The 23,216-nt window shown below is 70.1% G+C and carries 22 protein-coding genes and 1 pseudogene; 10 read left to right on the top strand and 13 right to left on the bottom strand.

The genetic code is table 11. The features are described from left to right. Positions 1–103: 103 nt before the first annotated feature. Together StrepF001_RS33410 and StrepF001_RS33405 are read left to right on the top strand one after the other, a co-directional pair. Positions 104–1,837, top strand: a complete 1,734-nt coding sequence (locus StrepF001_RS33410; protein ID WP_129801921.1) for an ABC transporter ATP-binding protein — start codon at positions 104–106, stop codon at positions 1,835–1,837. Beyond that, a complete protein-coding gene (locus tag StrepF001_RS33405; RefSeq protein WP_129801920.1) occupies positions 1,837–3,765 on the top strand; it encodes an ABC transporter ATP-binding protein in 1,929 nt (642 codons plus the stop codon). Before StrepF001_RS33410 ends, StrepF001_RS33405 begins: the two co-directional genes overlap by 1 nt. 199 nt (positions 3,766–3,964) lie before the next feature. Here the strand turns inward: StrepF001_RS33405 and StrepF001_RS33400 are convergent, their stop codons facing one another. The 5 genes from StrepF001_RS33400 to StrepF001_RS33380 form a co-directional block, all read right to left on the bottom strand. Then, the gene (locus tag StrepF001_RS33400; RefSeq protein WP_129801919.1) at positions 3,965–5,293 is read right to left on the bottom strand and encodes an RNA polymerase sigma factor; all 1,329 of its coding nucleotides are present in this window, start codon (positions 5,291–5,293) and stop codon (positions 3,965–3,967) included. A 104-nt stretch (positions 5,294–5,397) separates the two neighbouring features. Further along, a complete protein-coding gene (dnaG, locus tag StrepF001_RS33395; RefSeq protein WP_129801918.1) occupies positions 5,398–7,296 on the bottom strand; it encodes a DNA primase in 1,899 nt (632 codons plus the stop codon). Between the two features lie 147 nt (positions 7,297–7,443). Then, positions 7,444–8,709: an FAD-dependent oxidoreductase gene (locus StrepF001_RS33390; protein ID WP_129801917.1), complete on the bottom strand. Its 1,266-nt coding sequence runs from the start codon at positions 8,707–8,709 to the stop codon at positions 7,444–7,446. 134 nt (positions 8,710–8,843) lie between these two features. After that, the gene (locus StrepF001_RS33385) at positions 8,844–10,142 is read right to left on the bottom strand and encodes a deoxyguanosinetriphosphate triphosphohydrolase (RefSeq protein ID WP_129801916.1); all 1,299 of its coding nucleotides are present in this window, start codon (positions 10,140–10,142) and stop codon (positions 8,844–8,846) included. 133 nt (positions 10,143–10,275) lie between these two features. Further along, on the bottom strand, positions 10,276–11,175 hold the full coding sequence (locus StrepF001_RS33380) for a sirohydrochlorin chelatase (protein WP_129801915.1): 900 nt from the start codon (positions 11,173–11,175) through the stop codon (positions 10,276–10,278). Between the two features lie 201 nt (positions 11,176–11,376). Here StrepF001_RS33380 and StrepF001_RS33375 point away from each other — a divergent pair, with 201 nt between their 5' ends. Continuing rightward, positions 11,377–12,054 (top strand): ElyC/SanA/YdcF family protein, encoded by a 678-nt coding sequence (locus StrepF001_RS33375; RefSeq protein WP_129801914.1) that lies wholly within the window; start codon positions 11,377–11,379, stop codon positions 12,052–12,054. A gap of 103 nt (positions 12,055–12,157) precedes the next feature. After that, positions 12,158–14,410, top strand: a complete 2,253-nt coding sequence (locus StrepF001_RS33370) for a molybdopterin oxidoreductase family protein (protein ID WP_129801913.1) — start codon at positions 12,158–12,160, stop codon at positions 14,408–14,410. A gap of 83 nt (positions 14,411–14,493) precedes the next feature. Here the strand turns inward: StrepF001_RS33370 and StrepF001_RS33365 are convergent, their stop codons facing one another. Continuing rightward, positions 14,494–14,910 (bottom strand): gamma-glutamylcyclotransferase family protein, encoded by a 417-nt coding sequence (locus StrepF001_RS33365; RefSeq protein WP_129801912.1) that lies wholly within the window; start codon positions 14,908–14,910, stop codon positions 14,494–14,496. Positions 14,911–15,071: 161 nt separating this feature from the next. On the opposite strand from StrepF001_RS33365, the pseudogene StrepF001_RS33360 reads away from it, so the two are divergent. Next, positions 15,072–16,716, top strand: a pseudogene (locus tag StrepF001_RS33360) (M4 family metallopeptidase). A gap of 72 nt (positions 16,717–16,788) precedes the next feature. Here the strand turns inward: StrepF001_RS33360 and StrepF001_RS33355 are convergent. Genes StrepF001_RS33355 through StrepF001_RS33345 form a run of 4 tightly spaced genes read right to left on the bottom strand, consistent with a single transcriptional unit; the run spans position 16,789 to position 17,756 of the window. Beyond that, entirely contained in the window at positions 16,789–17,031 is a 243-nt protein-coding gene (locus StrepF001_RS33355) for a hypothetical protein (RefSeq protein WP_129801911.1), read from the bottom strand. Further along, on the bottom strand, positions 17,028–17,276 hold the full coding sequence (locus StrepF001_RS33350) for a hypothetical protein (RefSeq protein WP_129801910.1): 249 nt from the start codon (positions 17,274–17,276) through the stop codon (positions 17,028–17,030). Before StrepF001_RS33350 ends, StrepF001_RS33355 begins: the two co-directional genes overlap by 4 nt. A gap of 2 nt (positions 17,277–17,278) precedes the next feature. Beyond that, complete coding sequence (locus StrepF001_RS50205; protein WP_346656977.1) at positions 17,279–17,407, bottom strand: hypothetical protein; 129 nt, start codon at positions 17,405–17,407, stop codon at positions 17,279–17,281. 34 nt (positions 17,408–17,441) lie between these two features. Continuing rightward, positions 17,442–17,756, bottom strand: coding sequence for a hypothetical protein (locus tag StrepF001_RS33345; RefSeq protein WP_346656976.1), 315 nt, complete (start codon positions 17,754–17,756; stop codon positions 17,442–17,444). A gap of 194 nt (positions 17,757–17,950) precedes the next feature. On the opposite strand from StrepF001_RS33345, the gene StrepF001_RS33340 reads away from it, so the two are divergent. The 3 genes from StrepF001_RS33340 (at position 17,951) to StrepF001_RS33325 (ending at position 20,448) form a co-directional block, all read left to right on the top strand. Beyond that, a complete protein-coding gene (locus StrepF001_RS33340; RefSeq protein WP_129801909.1) occupies positions 17,951–18,844 on the top strand; it encodes a helix-turn-helix transcriptional regulator in 894 nt (297 codons plus the stop codon). A 3-nt stretch (positions 18,845–18,847) separates the two neighbouring features. Further along, positions 18,848–19,045, top strand: a complete 198-nt coding sequence (locus StrepF001_RS33335) for a DUF397 domain-containing protein (RefSeq protein ID WP_129801908.1) — start codon at positions 18,848–18,850, stop codon at positions 19,043–19,045. Between the two features lie 896 nt (positions 19,046–19,941). Next, positions 19,942–20,448, top strand: coding sequence for a hypothetical protein (locus StrepF001_RS33325; RefSeq protein ID WP_129801906.1), 507 nt, complete (start codon positions 19,942–19,944; stop codon positions 20,446–20,448). A 72-nt stretch (positions 20,449–20,520) separates the two neighbouring features. Here StrepF001_RS33325 and StrepF001_RS33320 read toward each other — a convergent pair whose 3' ends face one another. Together StrepF001_RS33320 and StrepF001_RS33315 are read right to left on the bottom strand one after the other, a co-directional pair. Then, positions 20,521–20,925 carry a PIN domain nuclease gene (locus tag StrepF001_RS33320; protein ID WP_129801905.1) on the bottom strand — a complete coding sequence of 135 codons (405 nt, stop codon included), beginning with the start codon at positions 20,923–20,925 and terminating at the stop codon, positions 20,521–20,523. After that, positions 20,922–21,200, bottom strand: a complete 279-nt coding sequence (locus tag StrepF001_RS33315) for a type II toxin-antitoxin system VapB family antitoxin (protein ID WP_240797794.1) — start codon at positions 21,198–21,200, stop codon at positions 20,922–20,924. Before StrepF001_RS33315 ends, StrepF001_RS33320 begins: the two co-directional genes overlap by 4 nt. Before the next feature lie 336 nt (positions 21,201–21,536). Here StrepF001_RS33315 and StrepF001_RS33310 point away from each other — a divergent pair, with 336 nt between their 5' ends. Further along, positions 21,537–22,061, top strand: a complete 525-nt coding sequence (locus StrepF001_RS33310; protein ID WP_129801904.1) for a hypothetical protein — start codon at positions 21,537–21,539, stop codon at positions 22,059–22,061. A gap of 105 nt (positions 22,062–22,166) precedes the next feature. Further along, entirely contained in the window at positions 22,167–22,796 is a 630-nt protein-coding gene (locus tag StrepF001_RS33305) for a class F sortase (RefSeq protein WP_129801903.1), read from the top strand. A gap of 6 nt (positions 22,797–22,802) precedes the next feature. On the opposite strand, the gene StrepF001_RS33300 is transcribed toward StrepF001_RS33305, so the two are convergent. Next, a complete protein-coding gene (locus StrepF001_RS33300) occupies positions 22,803–23,168 on the bottom strand; it encodes a helix-turn-helix domain-containing protein (protein WP_129801902.1) in 366 nt (121 codons plus the stop codon). Positions 23,169–23,216: the final 48 nt, after the last annotated feature.

Genomic DNA, 23,216 nt, shown 5'->3' with positions numbered 1-23,216 from the left:
CACGCCTGTCGGGTTAATCAGTTGAGGTAACGCGGGTGGAGTGTCCGACGATAGGGGCCAGGGGCAACCATCCGCTCCCGACCGCCGACTCCGAGAGACCAGCGTGCTCATACGACTTCTGCGGACCTGTCTCAGGCCCTACAAGAGACCGATCACCGTCCTGGTGGTGCTGCAGTTCCTGCAGACCTGCGCCACCCTCTACCTGCCCACCCTGAACGCGGACATCATCGACAACGGTGTCGTGAACGGTGACACCGGTTACATCCTGTCCTTCGGCGCCCTGATGATCGGTATCTCGCTGGCACAGGTCGTGTGCAACATCGGGGCCGTGTACTACGGCGCCCGCACCGCCTCGGCGCTCGGCCGGGACATGCGGGCCGGCATCTTCGACCGGGTGCAGTCGTTCTCCGCACGAGAGGTGGGCCACTTCGGCGCCCCCTCGCTGATCACCCGGACCACGAACGACGTCCAGCAGGTCCAGATGCTGGTGCTGATGACGTTCACGCTGATGGTGTCGGCGCCGATCATGTGTGTGGGCGGTATCGTCCTGGCGCTCGGCCTGGACGTGCCGCTGTCCGGGGTACTGGTGGCCGTCGTGCCGGTGCTGGGCATCTGCGTGATGCTGATCGTGCGGCGGCTGCGGCCGCTGTTCCGGTCCATGCAGGAGCGGCTGGACACGGTGAACCGGGTGCTGCGCGAGCAGATCACCGGCAACCGGGTGATCCGGGCCTTCGTACGGGACGAGTACGAGCAGCACCGCTTCCGGAAGGCGAACGCCGAGCTGACGGAGGTGTCGCTGGGCGCCGGCAACCTGCTGGCGCTGATGTTCCCGATCGTCATGACGGTGGTCAACGTGTCGTCGATCGCGGTGGTGTGGTTCGGGGCCCATCGGATCGACAGCGGCGGGATGCAGATCGGTGACCTGACCGCGTATCTCGCCTACCTCATGCAGATCGTGATGTCCGTGATGATGGCCACCTTCATGTTCATGATGGTGCCGCGCGCGGAGGTGTGCGCGGAGCGCATCCAGGACGTGCTCGACACGTCGTCGAGTGTGGTCCCGCCGAGCAGCCCGGTCCGGGAGCTGCGCCGCCACGGCCATCTGGAGATCCGCGGGGCCGGGTTCCGCTACCCGGGTGCCGAGGAGCCGGTGCTGAAGGCCGTCGACCTTCTCGCGTGGCCGGGTGAGACGACCGCCGTGATCGGCTCGACCGGCAGCGGCAAGTCGACGCTGCTGGGGCTGGTGCCGCGGCTGTTCGACGCGACGGACGGCGAGGTGCTCGTCGACGGGGTGGACGTACGGACCGTCGAGCCGCAGCTGCTGGCCAGGACGGTCGGGCTGGTGCCGCAGAAGCCGTATCTCTTCGCGGGGACCGTGGCGACGAACCTGCGCTACGGCAATCCGGACGCGACGGACGAGGAGTTGTGGCACGCGCTGGAGGTCGCGCAGGCGAAACCCTTCGTGGAGCGGCTGGAGGGCGGCCTTGACGCGCCCATCGCGCAGGGCGGCACCAATGTCTCCGGCGGTCAGCGGCAGCGGCTGGCGATCGCGCGGACCCTGGTGCAGCGCCCGGAGATCTACCTCTTCGACGACTCCTTCTCCGCCCTCGACTACGCCACCGACGCAGCGCTGCGCGCGGCACTCGGCCGGGAGACCGCGGAGGCGACCGTGGTGATCGTCGCCCAGCGGGTGGCGACCATCCGGGACGCCGACCGGATCGTCGTGCTCGACGAGGGCCGGGTGGTCGGCACCGGCCGGCACCACGAGCTGATGGCGGACAACGAGACCTACCGGGAGATCGTGCTCTCCCAGCTGACGGAAGCGGAGGCCGCCTGATGGCCGGGCCCATGGGGCGGATGATGGCCGGGACCGGCCCCGAGAACCGCACGATCGACTTCAAGGTGTCGGGCCGACGGCTCGTCGGCCGGTTCCGGCCCGAGCGGCTGACCATCTACGCGCTGCTGGTGTGCGTGGTCGTCAGCGTGGGTCTGTCGGTGGTCGGGCCGAAGATCCTCGGCGAGGCCACCGACCTGGTTTTCGCCGGCATCATCGGCCGGGACATGCCGACCGGGGAGACCAAGGAGCAGGTGCTGGCCGCGATGCGGGAGCGCGGCGACGGTGACATCGCCGACATGCTCCGCAGTACGGACTTCACGCCGGGCGAGGGCATCGACTTCGCCGCGGTCGGGAACGTCCTGCTGCTCGCGCTCACCGTGTTCATGGTCGCCGGTCTGCTGATGGCGGTGGCGACCCGGCTGGTGAACCGGGCGGTCAACCGGACGATGTACCGGATGCGCGAGGACGTGCAGACGAAGCTGTCGCGGCTGCCGCTGTCGTACTTCGACAAGCGTCAGCGCGGCGAGGTCCTCTCCCGGGCCACCAACGACATCGACAACATCGGCCAGACGCTCCAGCAGTCGATGGGCCAGCTCATCAACTCGCTGCTGACCATCATCGGTGTGCTGGCGGTGATGTTCTGGGTGTCGTGGATCCTGGCGCTGGTCGCGCTGGTGACCGTGCCGCTGTCCCTGTACGTCGCGACGTTCGTCGGCAAGCGGTCGCAGCCGCACTTCGTGCAGCAGTGGCGCACCACCGGCAAGCTCAACGCGCACATCGAGGAGATGTACACCGGGCACACCCTGGTGAAGGTGTTCGGGCGGCAGGAGGAGTCGGCGCAGCAGTTCGCCGAGCAGAACGAAGCGCTGTACGAGGCCGGGTTCAAGGCGCAGTTCAACAGCGGGATCATGCAGCCGCTGATGATGTTCGTGTCGAACCTGAACTACGTGCTGGTCGCGGTGGTCGGTGGGTTGAGGGTCGCCTCGGGTTCCCTGTCCATCGGTGACGTGCAGGCCTTCATCCAGTACTCGCGGCAGTTCTCGATGCCGCTGACACAGCTCGCGTCGATGGCGAACCTGGTGCAGTCCGGGGTCGCCTCCGCCGAGCGCGTCTTCGAACTCCTCGACGCCGAGGAGCAGTCGGAGGATCCGGTGCCGGGACTGCGGCCGGAGCAGCTGCGCGGGCGGGTGGCGCTGGAGGGTGTGTCCTTCCGGTACGACCCGGAGAAGCCGCTCATCGAGGACCTGTCGCTGACGGTGGAACCCGGGCACACCGTCGCCATCGTCGGGCCGACGGGAGCGGGCAAGACGACGCTGGTCAATCTGCTCATGCGGTTCTACGAGGTGTCCGGCGGGCGCATCACCCTCGACGGGATCGACATCGCGACGATGTCCCGGGACGAACTGCGGTCCGGGATCGGCATGGTGCTCCAGGACACCTGGCTGTTCGGCGGCACCATCGCCGAGAACATCGCGTACGGCGCCGCGCGGAAGGTCACCCGTGGGGAGATCGAGGAGGCGGCGCGGGCGGCCCATGCGGACCGGTTCATCCGTACGCTGCCGGAGGGGTACGACACCGTGATCGACGACGAGGGGACGGGGGTCAGTGCGGGTGAGAAGCAGCTGATCACCATTGCGCGGGCGTTTCTGTCCGATCCGGTGATTCTGGTGCTGGACGAGGCGACGTCGTCGGTCGACACCCGGACCGAGGTGCTGATCCAGAAGGCGATGGCGAAGCTGGCGCACGGGCGGACGTCGTTCGTCATCGCGCATCGGTTGTCGACGATCCGGGATGCGGACACGATCCTCGTCATGGAGAACGGGTCGATCGTGGAACAGGGCGCGCACGGCGAGTTGTTGGCGGCCGACGGGGCGTATGCGCGGCTGTACAAGGCGCAGTTCGCGGAGGCGGTGGCTGAGGTGGATTAGAGGTGTCGCCCCCTCCGCCCCTTCCCGTCCCGTACCTGGGGGCTGCCGCCCCCAGACCCCCGCTCATCGCGCTTCGCGCTCGTCCTCAAACGCCGGACGGGCTGAATCCAGCCCCTCCGGCGTTTGAGGAGCGGGGGTTTGGGGGCGGAGCCCCCAAGGTCGGGAATGGGTAGGGGCGGCGGAGGCGAAAACGCCTGCCTCAGTCCAAGTAGCCCCTGAGCTGGTCCGCGAAGGCATGGTCCCTCAGCTTGTTGAGCGTCTTCGACTCGATCTGGCGTATGCGCTCCCTCGTCACGCCGAAGATGCGGCCGATCTCCTCCAGGGTGCGCGGGCGCCCGTCCGCGAGCCCGTACCGGAGTTGGACGACCTTGCGCTCGCGCTCGCCCAGTGTCGACAGGACCGCCTCCAGGTGCTCCCTGAGGAGGAGGAACGCCGCCGACTCGACCGGGCTGGTCGCGTCGCCGTCCTCGATGAGGTCGCCGAGGGCCACGTCCTCCTCCTCGCCCACCGGGGCGTGCAGGGAGACCGGTTCCTGGGCGAGCCGCAGGACCTCGCCGACCCGCTCGGGCGGGAGGTCGAGGTGGGCGGCGACCTCTTCCGGGGTCGGCTCGTAGCCGCGTTCCTGCAGCATGCGGCGCTGGACGCGTACGACGCGGTTGATGAGCTCGACGACGTGCACCGGGACGCGGATGGTGCGGGCCTGGTCGGCGAGGGCGCGGGACATGGCCTGGCGGATCCACCAGGTGGCGTACGTGGAGAACTTGTAGCCGCGGGCGTAGTCGAACTTCTCCACCGCGCGGATGAGGCCCAGGTTTCCCTCCTGGACGAGGTCGAGCATGGTCAGGCCGCGGCCGACGTACCGCTTGGCGACCGAGACGACGAGCCGCAGGTTGGCCTCTATCAGGCGGCGCTTGGCCATGCGGCCCATGACGACCAGGCGGTCGAGGTCCAGGGCCAGCTGGGAGTCCAGGTCGGGGGCGCTGCCCAGCTTCTCCTCGGCGAACAGTCCGGCCTCGACGCGGCGGGCGAGTTCGACCTCCTCGGCCGCGGTGAGCAGCGGGATACGGCCGATCTCGCGCAGGTACTGGCGGAACAGGTCCGCGGCGGGGCCGCCGGTGTCGATGCGACCGGGGGCGGGTGGCTCGACGGGCTCGGGCTCGGAGTCGGGGACTTCGACGGCTTCGGTGGGGGGATCCGCGGGGGTGACCGTGGCCTCCGCCTCCGCCTCTGCCTCCGTCCTCTTGCCCGTTTCCGGGTGGTGCGCGACACGGCTCTGCGGCGGTACGGCCACGAGCATGTCGGCCTCCGCGTCCGGCTCCGCGCCGTCCGTGGTGATGTCGTTCTGGATGAGGGTCTGGGTCTGCACGGGGGCGACCTCCAGGGTGATCGCTGCTGAGGCGTGCGGCAGCGCTGCTCGGGGGGCGGAGTCGGCGGCCTCGCCGCTGTCCGTCCCGTACGCGATGAGGGGAACCGCGGGGGTAAGGGACCCGTGGGGGACGGATCGGCCGCGCTCCGGGGACTCAGGCACCGGAACCCAGTGTGGGGTAAGACACATCTCCGCCACGAGGGGCGTGCGGTGACTTTTTGCGTCCGGGCAGTGACCGGACGGAGACAGCACCCGCGCGGCGGGCTTCAGAGGGCGGCGGCGCCCCGCTCCCGCAACGCCTGGCCGTACTGCTGGAGCACCCACAACTCGTTCTGCACAGCGGCCAGTTGGGCCGGGTCGCCGTTCGTGCCGAGGCGGGTCAGGGCGGACTGGATGTCCTGGATGCGGCGGTCGACGGCGCGGCGGCGGACCATGACGAGCTGGTCTCCGGCGTACACCTCGTCGACCGTGCGGCGCATGATCGCCTCGACCGCGAGTTCCGTGACCATGGCGCGGACCCGGTCGTCGGGCGCCGCCTCGCGGACGCGGACCAGGTACTCCTGCGGGTCCTGGACGCCGTACTCGGCGCCGCCCGCGTCCAGGACGGCCTGGCGTACGGCGGCGTACGGCGGGGCGGTGAACTCGTCGACGCCGTATGCGTCGAAGGCCGGGGAGACCAACTCCGGGCGCTGGAGGGCGAGTTTGAGGAGTTCGCGTTCGGTGGCGTAGACCGGGTTGCGCAGATTCAGGGCCGGTCCGGCGGGCGTCGGGCGGCCCGCCGCCGCCTCGTACTGCCGGGGGGCGCTGGGCGCCGGGCCCTTGCCGCCCCGGTCGCGCGCCCAACGCGCCAGCTGGGACACGCGTTTGACCACGAACTGTGTGTCGAGGATGCCGAGCATGCCGGCGAGCTGGACGGCGACCTCGTGCTGGGCGCCGCTGTTCTTGATGCGGGCGACGACGGGGGCCGCCTCGTCGAGCGCGGCGGCCCGGCCCGCAGGGGTGTCGAGGTCGTAGCGGCCGACAATCTGGCGGAGGGCGAACTCGAAGAGCGGGGTACGGGGTTCGGCCAGGTCGGCGACCGCGTCGTCGCCCTTCGCCAGGCGCAGGTCGCAGGGGTCCATGCCGTCGGGGGCGATCGCGATGTACGTCTCGGCGGCGAACTTCTGGTCGTCCTCGAAGGCCCGCAACGCCGCCTTCTGGCCGGCCGCGTCGCCGTCGAAGGTGAAGATCACCCGGGCCGATCCGTTGTCCATCAGCAGCCGACGGAGGATCTTGATGTGGTCGCCGCCGAAGGCCGTACCGCAGGTCGCGATGGCGGTCGTGACACCGGCCAGGTGGCAGGCCATGACGTCCGTGTAGCCCTCCACCACGACCGCGCGGGACGTCTTGGCGATGTCCTTCTTCGCGAGGTCGATGCCGTAGAGGACCTGGGACTTCTTGTAGAGCGCGGTTTCGGGGGTGTTGAGGTACTTCGGCCCGTTGTCCGCCTCGTACAGCTTGCGCGCACCGAAACCGACCACCTCGCCGCCGATGTCGCGGATCGGCCACATCAGGCGACCGCGGAAGCGGTCGATGGGGCCGCGGCGGCCCTCCTGGGCCAGGCCGGAGAGGAGCAGTTCCTTGTCGGTGAAGCCCTTGCCGCGCAGATAGCGGGTGAGATGGTCCCAGCCCTGAGGGCTGTAGCCGACGCCGAAGTGGACGGCGGCGGCCTGGTCGAAGCCGCGGTCGGCGAGGAAGAGGCGGCCGGTCTCCGCCTCGGGGCTGGTGGCGAGCTGCTCCGCGTACCACTCCGCGGCGATCTTGTGGGCCTCGACCAGGCGGATGCGTTCGCCGCGCTGGTGGGCGGGGTTGTAGCCGCCCTCCTCGTAGCGCAGGGTGATGCCGGCCTGGGCGGCGAGGCGCTCGACCGCCTCCGAGAAGGAGAGGTGGTCGACCTTCATCACGAACGTGATGGTGTCGCCGCCCTCCTGGCAGCCGAAGCAGTGGAAGAGTCCCTTGCTCGGGCTGACCTGGAAGGACGGCGACTTCTCGTCGTGGAACGGGCACAGCCCCTTGAGGTTGCCGCCGCCCGCGTTGCGCAGCTGGAGGTACTCGGACACCACGGCGTCGATCGGGACCGCGTCCCGTACCGCCTTCACGTCCTCGTCGTTGATCCGTCCTGCCACGAGGTGATTCTACGGGGCGGAACTGACAAGCCCGGCATGAGCTGACCAACCCCCGGCCGGGGGTCCGGGGGGTGTCCCCGGGAATTGCAGCACGGTGGTGGACTGACAGTCCTGACGCTCCTGAGAGCTTCCGTCGGCTCCTGTCGGCTACGGGATGAGGCTGTCCAGCGCCACGTGCGGGTCTGCCAGCGCCTCCGTGTCCACCTGGGCCCTGGAGCGGATCAGCTGCTGGATCGGGTCTGTGACGTCCCACACGTTCATGTTCATCCCGGCCAGCACACGCCCCTCCTTCACCCAGAACGCGATGAACTCACGCTTCCCGGCGTCTCCCCGGATCACCACCTGGTCGTACGAGCCCGGGGGCGCCCAGCCCGAGTACTCCATGCCCATGTCGTACTGGTCGGAGAAGACATAGGGCACGCGGTCGTACGTGACGTCCTGGCCGAGCATCGCCCGCGCCGCCGCCGGCCCGCCGTTGAGGGCGTTGGCCCAGTGCTCCACACGCAGCCGGCGGCCGAAGAGGGCGTGCGGGAAGGCGGCGGCGTCACCGGCGGCGTAGATGTCGGGGTCGGAGGTGCGCAGGCGCTCGTCGACCGCGATGCCCCCGCCCTGTGCACGGTCGGCGAGTTCCAGCCCCGCCGCCTCCGCGAGCGCGACCCGCGGGGCCGCGCCGATCGCGGCGAGGACGTCGTGGGCCGGGTGCTCGTCCCCGTCGTCCGTACGGGCCGCCAGCACCATGCCGTCCTGGCCGACGATCTCCGTCAGCCGGACGCCGAACCGGAAGCGGACGCCGTGTTCGCGGTGCAGCTCGGCGAAGAGGCCGCCCAGCTCGGGGCCGAGGGCACCGTGCAGCGGGGTCTGCTCCTGTTCGACGACGGTGACCTCGGCGCCGTACTCGCGGGCCGCCGCCGCGACCTCCAGGCCGATCCAGCCGGCACCGGCGATCACGATGTGGCCGTTGTCCCGGCCGAGGGCGGCGAGGACGCCCTTGAGCCGCTCGGCGTGGGCGAGGCGGCGCAGGTGGTGGACGCCGGCGAGGTCGGTGCCGGGGATGTCCAGGCGGCGCGGCTCGGCTCCGGTGGCCAGCAGCAGTTTGTCGTAGCGGACGACGGTGCCGTCCTCGCCGAAGCGGACCGTCTTCGCCGTACGGTCGACGGCGTCGACGGTCTGGCCGAGGTGCAGCTCGATGTCGTTGCGCGCGTACCAGGCCGGTTCGTGTACGAAGACGCTGTCGCGCTCCTCCTTGCCGAGGAGATAGCCCTTGGACAGCGGCGGACGTTCGTACGGGTGGTCGCGCTCGTCGCAGATCAGTATCACGCGGCCGCTGAAGCCCTCCGCGCGGAGTGTCTCGGCCGCCTTCGCGCCGGCGAGTCCCCCGCCGACGATGACGAATGTCTGATCCGCGTCGACCACTTGATGCCTCCTCTTAAACGTGCCGCCACATGCGAGCGTCCCGCACGGAGCCAGGCGCGGGAAGAGGGGGTGACCCGATCAGGCCACGGAGGGTCACCTTCGGGTCCCTCCCGGTCCCCCCTGTCACATCAGTCTCACAGGTGGCCTGTCAGCCTTACGTGAAGCGACCGGGCCGAGGCGTCCGTCAGGGAGGCGATCTGGTCGACGATCACCCGCTTGCGGGCGCGGTCGTCGGGGGCCTGGTCGAACAGGGCGCGGAACTGGGGGTCCAGTCCGTCGGGGGCGCGGGCGGTGAGCGCCTCGGCCAGTTCGGCGACGACGACCCGCTGGTCGGCGCGGAGCCGGGTCTGCTCGGCGCGCTGCATGACGTACCGGTCGGCGACGGCCTTCAGCACGGCGCATTCCATGCGGATCTCGCGCGGGACGACCAGTTCGGCGGTGTACCGGGTGAGCCGGCCGCCGCCGTACGCCGCGCGGGTGGCAGCCTCGGCGGCCAGGCAGAAGCGACCGATCAGCTGGCTGGTGGCGTCCTTCAGACGGGCCTGGGCGACGGCCGAACCGTCGTAGCCGTGCGGCCACCACTCCTCGTCCAGGAGCCGGTCGAGGGCCGCGGCCAGTTCGGCGGGGTCGGTGTCGGCGGGGACGTACCGGCCGATGGCGACCTCGAACACCGCCTGCCGTTCCGGCTCGGCGTGCAGGAAGTTGGGGTCGAGATGGCCGGCGTGCAGGCCGTCCTCGACGTCGTGCACCGAGTACGCCACATCGTCCGACCAGTCCATGACCTGGGCCTCGAAGCAGATGCGGGTGCCGGGGGCCTCCTTGCGGGCCCAGTCGAACACCGGCCGGTCGTCCTCGTACACACCGAACTTCCGGGACGCCGGGTCGGTGGGGTGGGCGCCGCGCGGCCAGGGGTACTTGGTGGCGGCGTCCAGGGCGGCGCGGGTGAGGTTGAGGCCGACGGAGCCCTCCGGGGTGAACCGTTTGGGTTCGATGCGGGTGAGGAGCCTCAGGGACTGGGCGTTGCCCTCGAAGCCGCCGCAGTCGTGGGCGAATTCGTTGAGTGCCTCTTCGCCGTTGTGGCCGAACGGGGGATGGCCGAGGTCGTGGGAGAGACAGGCGGCCTCCACCAGGTCGGGGTCGCAGCCGAGGGCGGCGCCGAGTTCGCGGCCGACCTGGGCGCATTCGAGGGAGTGGGTGAGGCGGGTGCGGGGGCTGGGGTCCCAGGCCGAGGCGCTGTGCTCGCCTGGCGTGACGACCTGGGTCTTGCCGGCGAGCCTTCTGAGCGCGGCGGAGTGGAGGATGCGGGCGCGGTCGCGTTGGAAGGCGGTGCGGCCGGGGCGTTTGTCTTTTTCGGGGGCCCAGCGTTCGACTGACGTCGGGTCGTAGCCGGGGGGTGGGATGTGGTTCTCGTGTTGCTGGGGTGCGCCTGCCATGTCTCGACAGTAAGTGGAGGAGGGGGTGTGTGCGCCTGCTCGTCTGCCGGGATTCGTCGTCTTGCGGGTGCCGGCTCGTTGTGGTTTCTCGCGCAGTTCCCCGCGCCCCTGGGGGCGTTTCCCTGTCGGCGATTCAAGCCGACGCCAGGACGTGCTCCCTCTCTGGCGTTGTTGCCAGCGTCTGGTCGTAGCGGTGCAGGATCAGGTGGGCCATCAGTGGGTGGGCGCCCAGGGGGGCCGCGGTGATTCCCGGGACTGCGTCGGCGCACTCCTGGGCGAAGCGGCCCGGGGCCGTGAAGTAGGACGCCAGGGCCATGCGGGTGCGGCCACGGGACGTGAGGGTGCGTACGGCCTCCGGGACCGTCGGGGTGGCGGCCGAGGCGTAGGCCGGGAGGACCGGGACTCCCAGGCGGTCGGCGAGGAGGCGGGCCGTGTGGCCGGTGTCGAGGGCCGCGTCGGGGTCGCGGGAGCCCGCGGCGGCCAGGACGACGGCGCTCTCCCTGCGTTCCGCCTCGGTCATGGTCGTGGGCCAGCCCGCCTCGACCAGGCGTGTGTACAGGGTCTCCACCAGGAGGGGGTGCGGGCCCAGCGGGGCGGCCACCTGTGTGCGGGCGCGGGCCGCGGCGGCCATGTCGGGGATGTCCTGTTTGATGTGGTAGCCGCGGCTGAGGAGGAGGGGGACGAGGATCGCCTCGCTGTCGCCGAGGGCGGCCAGCGTGTCCGGCAGCAGGGGCTCGTTCAGCTCGATGTGGCCGAGGTGGACGGGCAGGCCGGGGCGCAGTTCGCGGACGCGTTCGATGAGCGTGTGCACCGTGGCGAGGGTGCGCGGGTCGCGGCTGCCGTGCGCCACGAGGACGAGCGCGGGCAGCGCGGGGCGGGGCGTGCCGTCGCGCGAGACGAGGCTGAGCCGGCTGGCGAGCCGGGTGGTGATCCGGTTCATGATCTGCGCCGTACTGTCGAGGTGGACGCCACCGGACAGCGGGCTGCCGGGGCGGTGGTCGGACTCGTCGTGAAGCGGAAGCGACGCCGTCATGAACCGATCGTGGCGCTACGACGTTGCCGTGCCGTTGCGTGAGCGTCACGGGTTTTTTCCACGGGTTCACCGTAGGGTCCCCCAGCCGTGTGAGGCGGCCCGGCCTGCGGTTTCATCGGGTTGGCGTGAGACTGGTCACGCAACCCGAGCACCCGCGGCGGCGTCTTTTCCTGTCGCAGCCGACCGAGAGGGCGTCCCGACATGCGCATCCGCCGACCGCGTCTGCCGCGCACCCGCACCGGGCAGCGCCGGCTGGTGCAGGCGCTGATGGTCCTGTGCGTGCTCGCGCTGCTGCCGTCGGCCTGGATGCACATCGCGACCGGCGACCGGCTGCGCAGCACGGCCGAGGCGCCCCGCACCGACGTGGCCGTGGTCTTCGGTGCGGGCCTGTGGAACGGCGAGCCGTCCCCGTACCTCGCCCACCGCCTGGACGCGGCGGCCGAGCTGTACCGTGCGGGCCGGATCGAGGTCGTTCTGGTGACCGGCGACAACAGCCGCGAGGACTACGACGAGCCGGACGCCATGCGTTCGTATCTGACCCGGCACGGCGTCCCGGACGCCCGGATCGTCAGCGACTACGCGGGCTTCGACACCTGGGACTCCTGTGTGCGCGCCAGGAAGATCTTCGGCGTCGAGGAGGCCGTGCTGATCAGCCAGGGCTTCCACATCCGGCGGGCGGTCGCGCTGTGCGAGGCCGCGGGGGTGACGTCGTACGGCGTCGGGGTGGACGAGCGGCACGACGGGACCTGGTACTACGGAGGCGTGCGGGAGATCGTCGCGGCGGGCAAGGCGGCCCTGGACGCCGTGTTCCGGCCGGATCCCCGGTTCCTCGGGCCGGCCGAACCGGGGGTGGAGCGGGCGCTCGCAAAGGCTCGGTGACCTGCCCCTCACGGCGCCTGCCCGGCGGCGGGGAGGTCAGCTTCGCGGCCGTGTAACAAAGGGCCGTCACGGCACGTAACACGGCCGATCCACGCTGAACGGCATGAACAGCACCTCGACGCCCACCCACTGCCCGTACTGCGCCCTGCAGTGCGGGATGAACCTGACGCCCTCGCCGGACGGGGGCGTCGAGGTGTCGGAGCGCGCCGACTTCCCGGTGAACCGGGGCGCGCTGTGCGGCAAGGGCCGTACGGCGCCGGCGGTGCTGTCATCGAGCGTCCGCCTCACTTCGCCGCTGGTGCGCGAGGGGGGCTCCCTGGTGCCTGCGACCTGGGCTCAGGCGCTGGACCGGATCGCCGACGGGCTGTCCTCGATCCGTTCCGCGCACGGGCCGGACGCGCTCGGCGTGTTCGGCGGGGGCGGGCTGACGAACGAGAAGGCGTACACGCTCGGCAAGTTCGCGCGGATCGTGCTCGGCACCTCGCAGATCGACTACAACGGGCGCTTTTGCATGTCGTCGGCCGCCGCGGCCGGCATGAAGGCGTTCGGGCTGGACCGCGGGCTGCCGTTCCCGCTGGAGGACATCCCGAAGACGGGATGCGTGATCCTCGTCGGGTCCAACCCCGCGGAGACCATGCCGCCCGCGCTGCGCTACTTCACCGAGCTGAAGGAGAACGGCGGCACGCTGATCGTCGTCGACCCGCGCCGGACGAGGACCGCCGAGCAGGCCGACCTGCACCTCGCGCCGCGGCCGGGCACGGATCTCGCACTGGCGCTGGGGCTGCTGCACTTGATCGTCGCCGAGGGCCGCACGGACGAGGAGTACATCCGGGAGCGCACGACCGGCTGGGAGGAAGCGCGGGCCGCCGCGATGGCGCACTGGCCGGAGCAGGTGGAGCGGATCACCGGCGTGTCCGTTCCCGAACTGCGGGAAGCCGTACGGCTGTTCTGCACGCCGGAGAACGCGATGGTGCTCACCGCGCGTGGGCCGGAGCAGCAGTCCAAGGGCACGGACACGGTGGGCGCGTGGATCAACCTGTGCCTGGCGACCGGCCGCGCGGGCCGGCCCCTGTCGGGCTACGGCTGTCTGACCGGGCAGGGCAACGGGCAGGGCGGGCGTGAGCACGGCCAGAAGGCCGACCAGCTGCCCGGCTACCGCAAGCTGACCGACCCGGCGGCCCGGCGGCACGTGGCCGAGGTGTGGGGCGTCGACCCGGACTCGCTTCCGGGGCCGGGGCGCAGCGCGTACGAGTTGCTGGACGCGCTGGGTACGGACATCAGGGCGCTGCTGCTGATGGGTTCCAACCCGGTGGTGTCGGCGCCGCGCGCCGCCCACGTGGAGGAGCGGATCAAGTCCCTTGACTTCCTTGCCGTGTGCGATGTCGTGCTGTCGGAGACGGCCGCCCTCGCGGATGTCGTCCTGCCGGTGACGCAGTGGGCGGAGGAGACCGGCACGACGACCAACCTCGAGGGCCGGGTGCTGCTGCGGCGCCGGGCGATCACCCCGCCGGAGGGCATCCGCAGCGACCTGGAGGTCATGCACGAACTGGCCGCCCGGCTCGGGGTGGAGAAGGGCTTCCCGACCGACCCCGAGGAGGTCTTCGAGGAGCTGCGCCGGGCCAGCGCGGGCGGGCCCGCGGACTACTCCGGGATCACCTATCGCAGGCTGGCGGAGGAGAACGGGGTGTTCTGGCCGTGTCCGGCGGTTCCCGACGGGGCGGAGGACCGCGCGGGCGCGGCGCCGGTCTCCGGCGGGGACGGCACGCCCGCGGTGGCGCCGGGCGACGGCGAGGACGCGGCGCTCGCTGTGGCTCCGGACGACGGCGAGGACGCGGCGCTGGACGTGCTGTCCGACGATCCGGCCGCACAGGACGGCACCGGCGCTGAGGTCCACCCCGGCACCCCGCGCCTCTTCCTCGACCGGTTCGCCACGGAGGACGGGCGGGCCCGGTTCGCGCCGGTCTCGCACCGGGCGGTCGCCGAGGAACCCGACGCCGAGTACCCCGTGCTGCTGACGACCGGGCGGGTCGTGGCGCAGTACCAGTCCGGCGCCCAGACCCGGCGGGTCGACGAGCTGAACGCCGCCGCGCCCGGCCCGTTCGTGGAGCTGCATCCGCGGCTGGCGGAGCGGCTGGGCGCGGCCGAGGGCGACCCGGTGGCGGTCGTGTCCCGGCGGGGCCGGGCGGTGGCGCCGGCCCGGATCACCGCGTCCATCCGGCCGGACACCGTTTTCATGCCGTTCCACTGGCCGGGCGAGGGCCGTGCCAACACCCTCACCAACCCTGCGCTGGACCCGACCTCGCGGATGCCGGAGTTCAAGGCGTGCGCGGTGCGGGTGGAGGCCGTGAAGGCGTAGCGGCGTACGCTCACCGTCTGTTCAACGGGCCCCATCGCGCACTGCGGGGCCCGTCAGTCAATCACCGGGAAAGTCCCGCCGGTTCACCGGCGCCGTGCCCGCCAGTCGCCGCCCTCGATGAGCTTGCCGCGGGCCCGTAGCCGGGCGGCGACGGCAGGTGCGGCGACGTACACCCAGGCGCGGACCGCCGCCCCGTCGGCATCCCGGACGACCTCGCGTTCGACCCGCTCGTAGAGGCTGCGCGGGTCGCCCGGCACGTACTCCTCCAACCGGTCGAGGGCGGCGAGGAGTTCGTCGTAGGCCTCGGGCCGGGCGGTGACCAGTTCGCCACTCACCGCTCCTCCCGGCTCCTCCACGGCGTACGGATAGCCCGGGCCGTCGTACAGCACCGCGCCGCTGAGGCGGCCGGCTTCCTCGGCGCTCGTACGGCCGCGCAGGAAGAGGTCGTGGTTGGGCTCGCCGGGGCGGAGCGTGCCGTAGACGAAGAACGGGAGTCTCACTCTTTTCCACCTGCACGAGAGCGCTACCGAAGCCTTGCAGGAACGATTCTCACCCCTCACACGGCCTCCTGTAATTGCTCTGGACACGCCATGTCATGACCCCTTAAATCTCGGTCAAGATCAGCGCCGCCCCCCACTCAGGCGCCTTTTCAAGGAGACCGATGAGCCGGATACGGCATGTCCGACGTTCCCGTGCTGCCACCGCCGGTGTGGCCGCAACCGCCGCCATCCTGCTCGCCGCGGCACTCTCCCCCGGCGCCGGCGCAGCCGACCGGCCGACCCGCGCGACAGCGATCGAGAACGGGGCACGGGTCCTCGCCGACCATGCGGCGAGCCTGGGTCTCACCGCCGCCCAGGACACCGAGGTCCGGGACGTCGTCATCGACCAGGACGGCACCCAGCATGTGCGCTACGACCGCACCTACCGTCAACTCCCGGTCCTCGGCGGCGACTTCGTCATCCACCTGGCACCGGACGGCACCTACCGCGGCGCCGACCGCGCGACCCGCACCCCCCTCTCCCTGACCGGCATCACCCCCCCTGTCCGCCCCGAAGGCGGCCGACCGCGCGGCGAACGCCCTGCGCGCCACGCACCTCGGCGAGACGCTGAAGCGGCTGACGGCCAAACCGGAGCTGGTCGTCGACGCCCTGCACGGCTCACCGAAGCTGGCGTGGCGCACTCAGGCGGCGGCGTTGGACGCGCAGGGCAACCCGGTCGCCCGCACGGTCCTGACGGACGCCCGCACCGGTGCGCAGATCGACGCCTGGGACACGCTGGAGTCGGCCACCGGCGACGGGCGTTCGCTGTACGGCGGGACGGTGCCGCTGTCGACGACGTCGACGGGATCGGCGTACGAACTGAAGGACCCGACGCGCGGCAACACGTACACCGGTGATGCGGCCGGCCAGGTGGACCTGTGCCTGCTCGGCACCCTCTGTCTGACCCGCGCCCCCGCCACGGTCTTCACGGACGCGGACAACCACTGGGGCGACGGCACGACGACCGACCGCGCCTCGGCCGCCGTGGACGCGCAGTACGGCACGGACGTGACCTGGGACTACTTCAAGAACGTACACGGCCGCAACGGCATCGCGGGCGACGGCAAGGGCTCGTACAACCGCGTGCACTACGGCACCCGTTACAACAACGCCTTCTGGGACGACACCTGCTTCTGCATGACGTACGGCGACGGTGACGGGACGCAGATGGGGCCGCTGGTCTCCCTGGACGTCGCCGGCCACGAGATGTCCCACGGCGTGACGTCGAAGACGGCGGCGCTGACGTACTCGGGCGAGTCGGGCGGGCTGAACGAGGCGACGTCCGACGTCTTCGGCACGCTGGTGGAGTTCCACGCCGACAACGCGAAGGACGCGGGCGACTGGCTGATCGGCGAGAAGATCGTCCGGTCCGGCTTCGGCCGGTCGGCACTGCGGTACATGGACAAGCCGTCCAAGGACGGTGTCTCCGTGGACTGCTGGAGCAGCTCGGCTGCCGACCTGGACGTCCACTACAACTCCGGCATCGGCAACCACTTCGCGTACCTCCTGGCGGAGGGCAGCGGCCCCAAGACCATCAACGGCGTCGCCCACAACTCCCCCACCTGCGACGGCTCGACGGTCACCGGGATCGGGCGCGGCGCGCTGGGGGCGATCTGGTACCGGGCGCTGACGGTCTACATGACGTCGTCGACGGACTATGCGGGGGCGCGGACGGCGACGTTGAACGCGGCGCGGGATCTTTATGGGGCGGGGAGTACGGAGTACGACGCGGTGGCGGCAGCCTGGAGTGCGGTGAACGTGGGCTGATCCTGCACTGTGTGCGTGAGCGGCCGCCCTGGTCTTCGGGCCGGGGCGGCCGCTTCATCCGGGGCATGGGGTTCACATCAAGGCAATCAGTCTGACCACGGTCACGGTCAGTACGGACTCCGAGACGTAGTAGAGGACGACGGCACCGAGCACAGTGGCCTCACGCCGGTCGCGGTCGCCGCGGACGGCTGTCGAGCCGTGCCCGTACGGGTCCCGGCCGATGGTCCGCGCCATCGCGGCCTTGAAGTCCTCGGCGTTCCGCATCTTGGCCAACGTGCCGTCGGCGGGCGGTGCGTAGGTGATGCGGTAGCTCAAGCCGCGCCCCGCCTCTCGGCCTCGTCCGCCGCGAGCCGCTCCAGCAGGGCCTCTGCCTCCGGGTCGGGCACGGCCTCGAACATCCAGTGCCGCATAACGGCGTGAATGTCGTGCACGCCGGCTTCGTTGACGGCCTGGTCGAACTCCTCGCGCCGCTCCTCCGGAAGGGCCGCACGGATGTCGGGGATGCTGTTGGGGACCTCGACCTCGACGCCGTTGACGAAGGTCTTGAGCGGTTCGGCCATGATCATCCTCCCTGGGGCGGGGGTTCGCAGGCGCCACGGTAGTCGGCGAAGGCCGTCCGCCGTACGACGTCCAGCTCGCACCACACGGACTTGCCGACGGTCAGTTTCTCGACGCCCCATCGGTCGGCCACCTCCCGCACGATGAGCAGTCCGCGCCCGAACGACTCACCAGTCCCCGCCTGGCGGGGGCTGGGCAGTAACTCGCCCTTCGGGTCGGAGACGGCGATACGTACGGCCCGCTCGGTCAGCGTGAGTTCCACCCTGGAAGAGCCGGCCGCGCAGACAGCCGTGCAGGACGGCGTTCCCGCCGAGCTCGTAGACCAACAAGGCGGCGTCCAGGGCGAGTTCGGGGTGGCCCCATTTCGTGAGCAGGCGGTGAGCCCGGCGGCGGGCGAGGGTGACGCTCTTGGGGAGCGGGGTGTAGTCGAGGCGGTCCTGGTGGAGGACCTGGGGTTCGTCGGGGTCTTTGGGGGTGGTCATGGTGCGCACCTCCGGACAGGGGTGGGCAGCGCCGTGAGCTCAACTGGCGCCGCATCGTGAGTGGTTCGTCACCGACGGTAGAGTCGTGACCTCGATCTGCTCAATCTCTTCCTGGTAAATATCCACCGATCGTGTTTGCAAGCCTCGCCCGCGCCCAGCAAACTGACCTCGCACAGCCCCGAAGGAGCAGTTACGTGACACCAGGTCAGGCACGACAGGGGAACAGCACGTCCAGTGTTCTGGGACGCCGACTGGGGGCTGAGCTCCTCAAGTTGCGCACCGCGGCCGGCTTCACCCAGCCGCAAGCCGCGAAGGTGCTCTCGTCTTCCATCGCGAAGATCGCCAAGATGGAAGGCGGCTGGGTGCCCGTGCGCGACCCGGACATCCGCGCCCTGTGCGAGTTGTACGAGGTACACGACCCCGCCACTGTCGGCAAGCTCCTGGAACTGGCCAGGATCGACCGGGAGCGTCGCAAGGCAAAAGGCTGGTGGGACGACTACACGACGCTTGGTGTCATGCAGGAGTACGTCAACCTGGAGAACGCGGCAACGGCGATCAAGGCATGGCAACCCGGTTTTGTACCCGGGCTGCTGCAAACTCCGGAATATGTAGGAGCATTGAGGGAATTCCCGGCAGGTACGACCGGGCTCGCCCGACGCAAGGACCCCGACGGGGAGTTCATCACCGCGCGACTCGCACGGCAGCAGCGGCTCACCGAGACTCCACCGCTGAGCCTGCGCACCGTGATCTACGAAGCCGTACTACGGAACTTCCCCGGCGGTCCGAAAACAGCCCGTGGACAACTCGACCACTTGGTGACGATGGCCCAACTCCCGAACATCACCCTCCAGGTCTTTCCCTTCGGCGGCGGACCGCACCAGGGCCTGAACGGCTCGTTCAACATCATCTCCTTCGCCGAGCCCGGAGCCATGGACGTCGTCTACTCGGAGTCCCCGTTCACGCAGACCTGGGTTGAAGGAGGGGAAGGAGCCGCCTCCTACGATGAGCTGTTCGAGACGATCGCCGGACGCTCACTGAGCGAGCAGGACACCCTGTCCTTCCTCCACACCCTCCGTAAGGAACTGTGACCCATGCCCGTTTTCCAGTACCGCAAGTCCACATACAGCGACAAACAGGCCGAATGCGTCGAAGTCGCCACCAACATCCCCTCGACCATCGCGATACGCGACTCCAAGACCCCCACCGGCCCCCACCTGCGCGTCGCCCCTGCCGCATGGATGGCATTTCAGGCCTCCCTCCTGAAGGAAGAGCCACCAGATGACCTCTGACCTGATCACTGGAACACGGCGTCCCCGCAAGAGACGGAACTTCGGCAGAGCTGGAGAAACCTCTGCCACACTTCAGGGGCACCCTCTTGCCGTTGGGGCGCCCCCGGCCGCCCTGTCTTTCATCGCCTGCCCGGATGTCGGGTGTTGCGACGTTCATTAGAACCCAAGTTCATTCCGGCCGGGCTTTTCGCAAACGCAAGGCACCAAACAGGCTCTGCCAGATTGCATCCGGCAGAGCCTATCTGTGACACGTTACGCCCCGAGTAGGCGAGTGAGCTTGATCTCTACAAAGCCTGCCCCTTCGAGTCCATCTTGCGGAAGCAGCCGACATTCACGCGAGTCGAGCGGTTCTTCGTGGGAAACTGCGAGCGAATCACCGTCGTAGACGACACGAATATTCCCATCTCTACAGAATTCGGGAACGCGCCATTGAGTAGGATCCCATGATTCCACCCTCCCCACGACCGGCCACTTCCCTCGAATAAGCCCAAGGTCACCGAACCGGCAGACCTTAATTGCCGAATTCGCTTCAAGTGCGCATGCTTGCGGCAGGACTTCGAGGGACTCCACACGCGGACCGAAGAAATAGCCGAGCACAATGCCATTGCCATCTGCCCTGGCGACCACGTCCAACGCGTATCCGTGATCACGAAGAGGTACCGCGAAGATATCCCCTGGAGAATACGGCAACTTTCGAGTCACACCTAACCGCCTTGCCCTGGATACCACTTGGCGAAGAATTGCCCAGCAGCATCCATGTACTTGTTGTAGTTCCGATTCCTCACGTTGACTCCCGCCGTCCTTCTCACGCCGGGCAGGGCCTGTCCCGCGAGGTCCGCATCGGCAGCAAGCGGGCCGCCGCCGTCTCCGGAAAGCCGAGCACACACGTCGCCGCCGTGGCCGGAAGTCTCCGGGCGCTCACGCTCTACACGACCAAGCCGCACGGCAACTTCACCCTCGACCTCGGTGAGAACAAGCACGAGGTGCTGCCGCATCTGAGCCTGGACGACGTCCGTTGGGCCGAGGACGTACCGGCCGAGCTGGAATTCACCGGACGGTGCACGCTCTCCGCGTATCCGGACTCCGCCCTGACCATCGCCCTCTACGACGGACAGGGCGGCACCGGGCCTGCGTTCCCCGTCCGTCACGTCTCCGGTGACGGGACCTTCACGGTACGGATTCCGGTCACCGCTCTCCCTGCCGGTCTGTGGCGTGGCGAGCTCCGTCTCGGTCGATGGGTACTGCCTCTCCCCGCGCCGGCCGAGGACATGACCCCCGCCAAGTGGCGCCGCCGCGGCCTGCCCTGGTACGCAAAGCCCTCCCCCACCGCCGACGAGCACTTCGCACTGCATGTCGCGAAGACCGACCTCATGCGAGCCGTGGCCCAGCGCGTCAAGCGCTGAGCATCAGGCCGCATACGGCCGCCCCTCCGTGCCTCCCGCCCCCACCACGGCAGAACGGCTCGGTCGAACGGCTCAGTCGACAATCCGGCGCACGGGCTGTCCCGTGGCACGAGCGATGGTGTCGAAGTCGGAATCCTGGTGCAGCACAGTCAACTTGTGGTGCTGAGCGGTCACGGCCACCAGCAGGTCGACGGGGCTCGCGCACTGGTGCCAACCGCGGTCGGCCAGGTCCTGCTGGAGCGCCGCGGTGTCCTCCCAGACGCTGTCACGCATCGGGTAATAGGGGAACGTCTCCCGAAGCAGCCCGTCCGCCTCGTAGTACGCCGGTCGGCCCCCGACCGCGCGGAGAAACTCCTGCCGCACGGGCTCACACAGTCCGACGAGACCGGAACAGACGAGTTGATCCCACTGCGGCCCGGTCTGACCGCGGTAGAAGCGGATCAACGCGCTGGTGTCGATGAGAAAGGCCTCACTCACGCCGCGTGATGCTCCGCGTCGGAGGCCGGCTCGGATCCGGCGGTGGCTGTCTCGGATCCGGAGGCGGAGGTGTCCGCGGACTTCTCGATGACCGAGAAGTCGATCTCCCCCTCGGCGACCATCCGGCGCATCCGCTCCACGGCCGCCGCGCGCCGCCTCCTATCCGCGATCTCCCTCAGCGCCGCGTTGACGGTGTCCTTCTTCGTCGTTGTGCCCAGGTGACGAGCCGCTTCGGCCAGCGCCTCGTCATCGAGGTCGATCACAGTGCGGGACATGGCGGCACCCTTCGGGGCGTATATACGATCTCAAAAAAAGATATCACGGGGGTGGGGATCGTAGACGCCACGGTTGTGGACCTCCTCGCGCCCGGGCGTCGTGGCCTTCAGGGGCTCGTCACCCATTCACACCTTCACCGGACGCCCTTCGGGTTCTTTCCGCCGCGGGCCCGTCGCACGCCCGTGACCTGCTGAAACGGCGCCCATCACCCCTCGCGGACGCCTCCGGCGACACCCATTCATCGTATTTTCTGACAGGCGCTCAGGAAGCGGACTCGCCCCGGTGCGGATTTCCTCGGAAGTGCAGGGGCCCGATGAGCTCGAAGGAGCATGCCGATGCGACGTACCGCCCGTCTGCTGACCGGTACCGCGCTCGCCGTCGCCACCGCGGGCGCGCTGTCCGCCCCGGCGTACGGCGCGGAAGGCGGCCGGCTCGAGGTGTATCCCTCCACCGTGGTGCCGGGCCATGACGTCACCGTGAACACCTCGGCCTGCGGCGACGACGGTATGGCGGAGGGGGACGCCACCGCGGTGGGCGCCGGGACCTTCGCGCTTGCCCCCGGAACCGACGAGGACGAGGGCGACGACATCGGACGCTTCCGGGTGCCGCCGAGCGCGCAGCCGGGGACGTACGAGATCGTCGTGAAGTGCACCCAGGGCGCCTCGGAGGTCCGCGCCGATCTGGTGGTCATCCTCTCCGCCGCCGGTCAGGCGTACCCCCGGGGAAGTGTGAAGACGGGGGTCGGCGGCGCCCTGGGCCCCGACCCCGTACAGACCGCGGCCGGCGTTGCGGCTCTCGCTGTCGCCGCTGCGGGCGGTACCTGGCTCCTGCATCGCCGGGCGAGAGGCGACGGGATCTGACGGACACCCTCCGCCGTCCGTCCGCCGGTACCGCAAGTCCCCGCCCCCTCCGGGTCCGATGCCCCTCGCGGCCCGGAGGGAGGCGGGTCAGGCCAGGAGGCTCGTGTGCGCATAGTCGACAACCCGGGGAACGCCGCGATAGCGGCCGTCACCACCGTCGCCCTCTTCACCGGTGTGTGGCTGCTGAGCAGCGGCGCCCGGACGAACGCCCCGCCCCAGCCGTCGGCCGCCCAGGCACACACCGGCCAGACCGTACGGCAGTCCACGGCGCCCGCGCTGCCGCCGTCGCCGCCGGACCGTATCCGCATTCCCGCGATCCGGGTGGACGCGCCCCTGACGGGTCTGGGGCTGAACAGGACCGGCAACCTCGAGGCGCCGCCCACCGCGCCCAGGAACCTCGCCGGCTGGTACGAGGCCGGCACCACGCCCGGCGAGCGGGGCACCGCCATCGTCGCCGGCCATGTCGACAACGCCGACGGCCCCGCCGTCTTCTACCGGCTCGGCGCCCTGAAACGGGGCAGCACCATCGAGGTGGACCGGCGGGACGGCAGTGTGGCGCGGTTCAGCGTGGACGCGGTCGAGGTGTACGACGCGAAGGACTTCCCCGACAAGAAGGTGTACGGGGCGGCGCCCCGGCCCGAGCTGCGGGTGATCACCTGCGGCGGAACCTACTCGCGCAGCACCGGCTACCAGGGGAACGTCGTCGTCTTCGCGCATCTGACGGGGAGCAGCTGAGCCGGCTCAGGGTATGGGCTCCGGCGTCACGGTCTTCGGCGTCACTCCGCCCAGGACGTTCGCCTTGCCCCACGCGCCGAGCGGTTCCAGCGCCGTGTTGAGGGAGACACCGCGGGGCGTCAGCGAATACTCCACCCGGGGCGGCACCTCCTCGTACTCCTCCCGGTGCACAATGCCGTCCGCCTCCAGCTCCCGCAGCTGCGCGGCCAGCACCTTCTCCGTCACCCCGGACAGCTCGCGGCGCAGCTCACCGAAGCGGTGCGACCGCACGGACAGCGCCCACAGGATGAGCACCTTCCACTTCCCGCCGATCACATCCATCGCCGCGTCGACCCCGCACTCGTACGAGCCCGGCCGTCGTCCGATCGCCATCTCCCGACACCCCGTCCTCCCGCTGCCTGCACGCTTCCCCCGGGGTAA

Origin of the sequence: Streptomyces sp. F001 (genome assembly GCF_004187715.1) — a bacterium.
Classification (GTDB): domain Bacteria; phylum Actinomycetota; class Actinomycetes; order Streptomycetales; family Streptomycetaceae; genus Streptomyces; species Streptomyces flavusporus.
The sequence above is the reverse complement of the archived record's forward strand: the minus strand, read 5'-3'. Positions and strand labels throughout refer to the sequence as shown.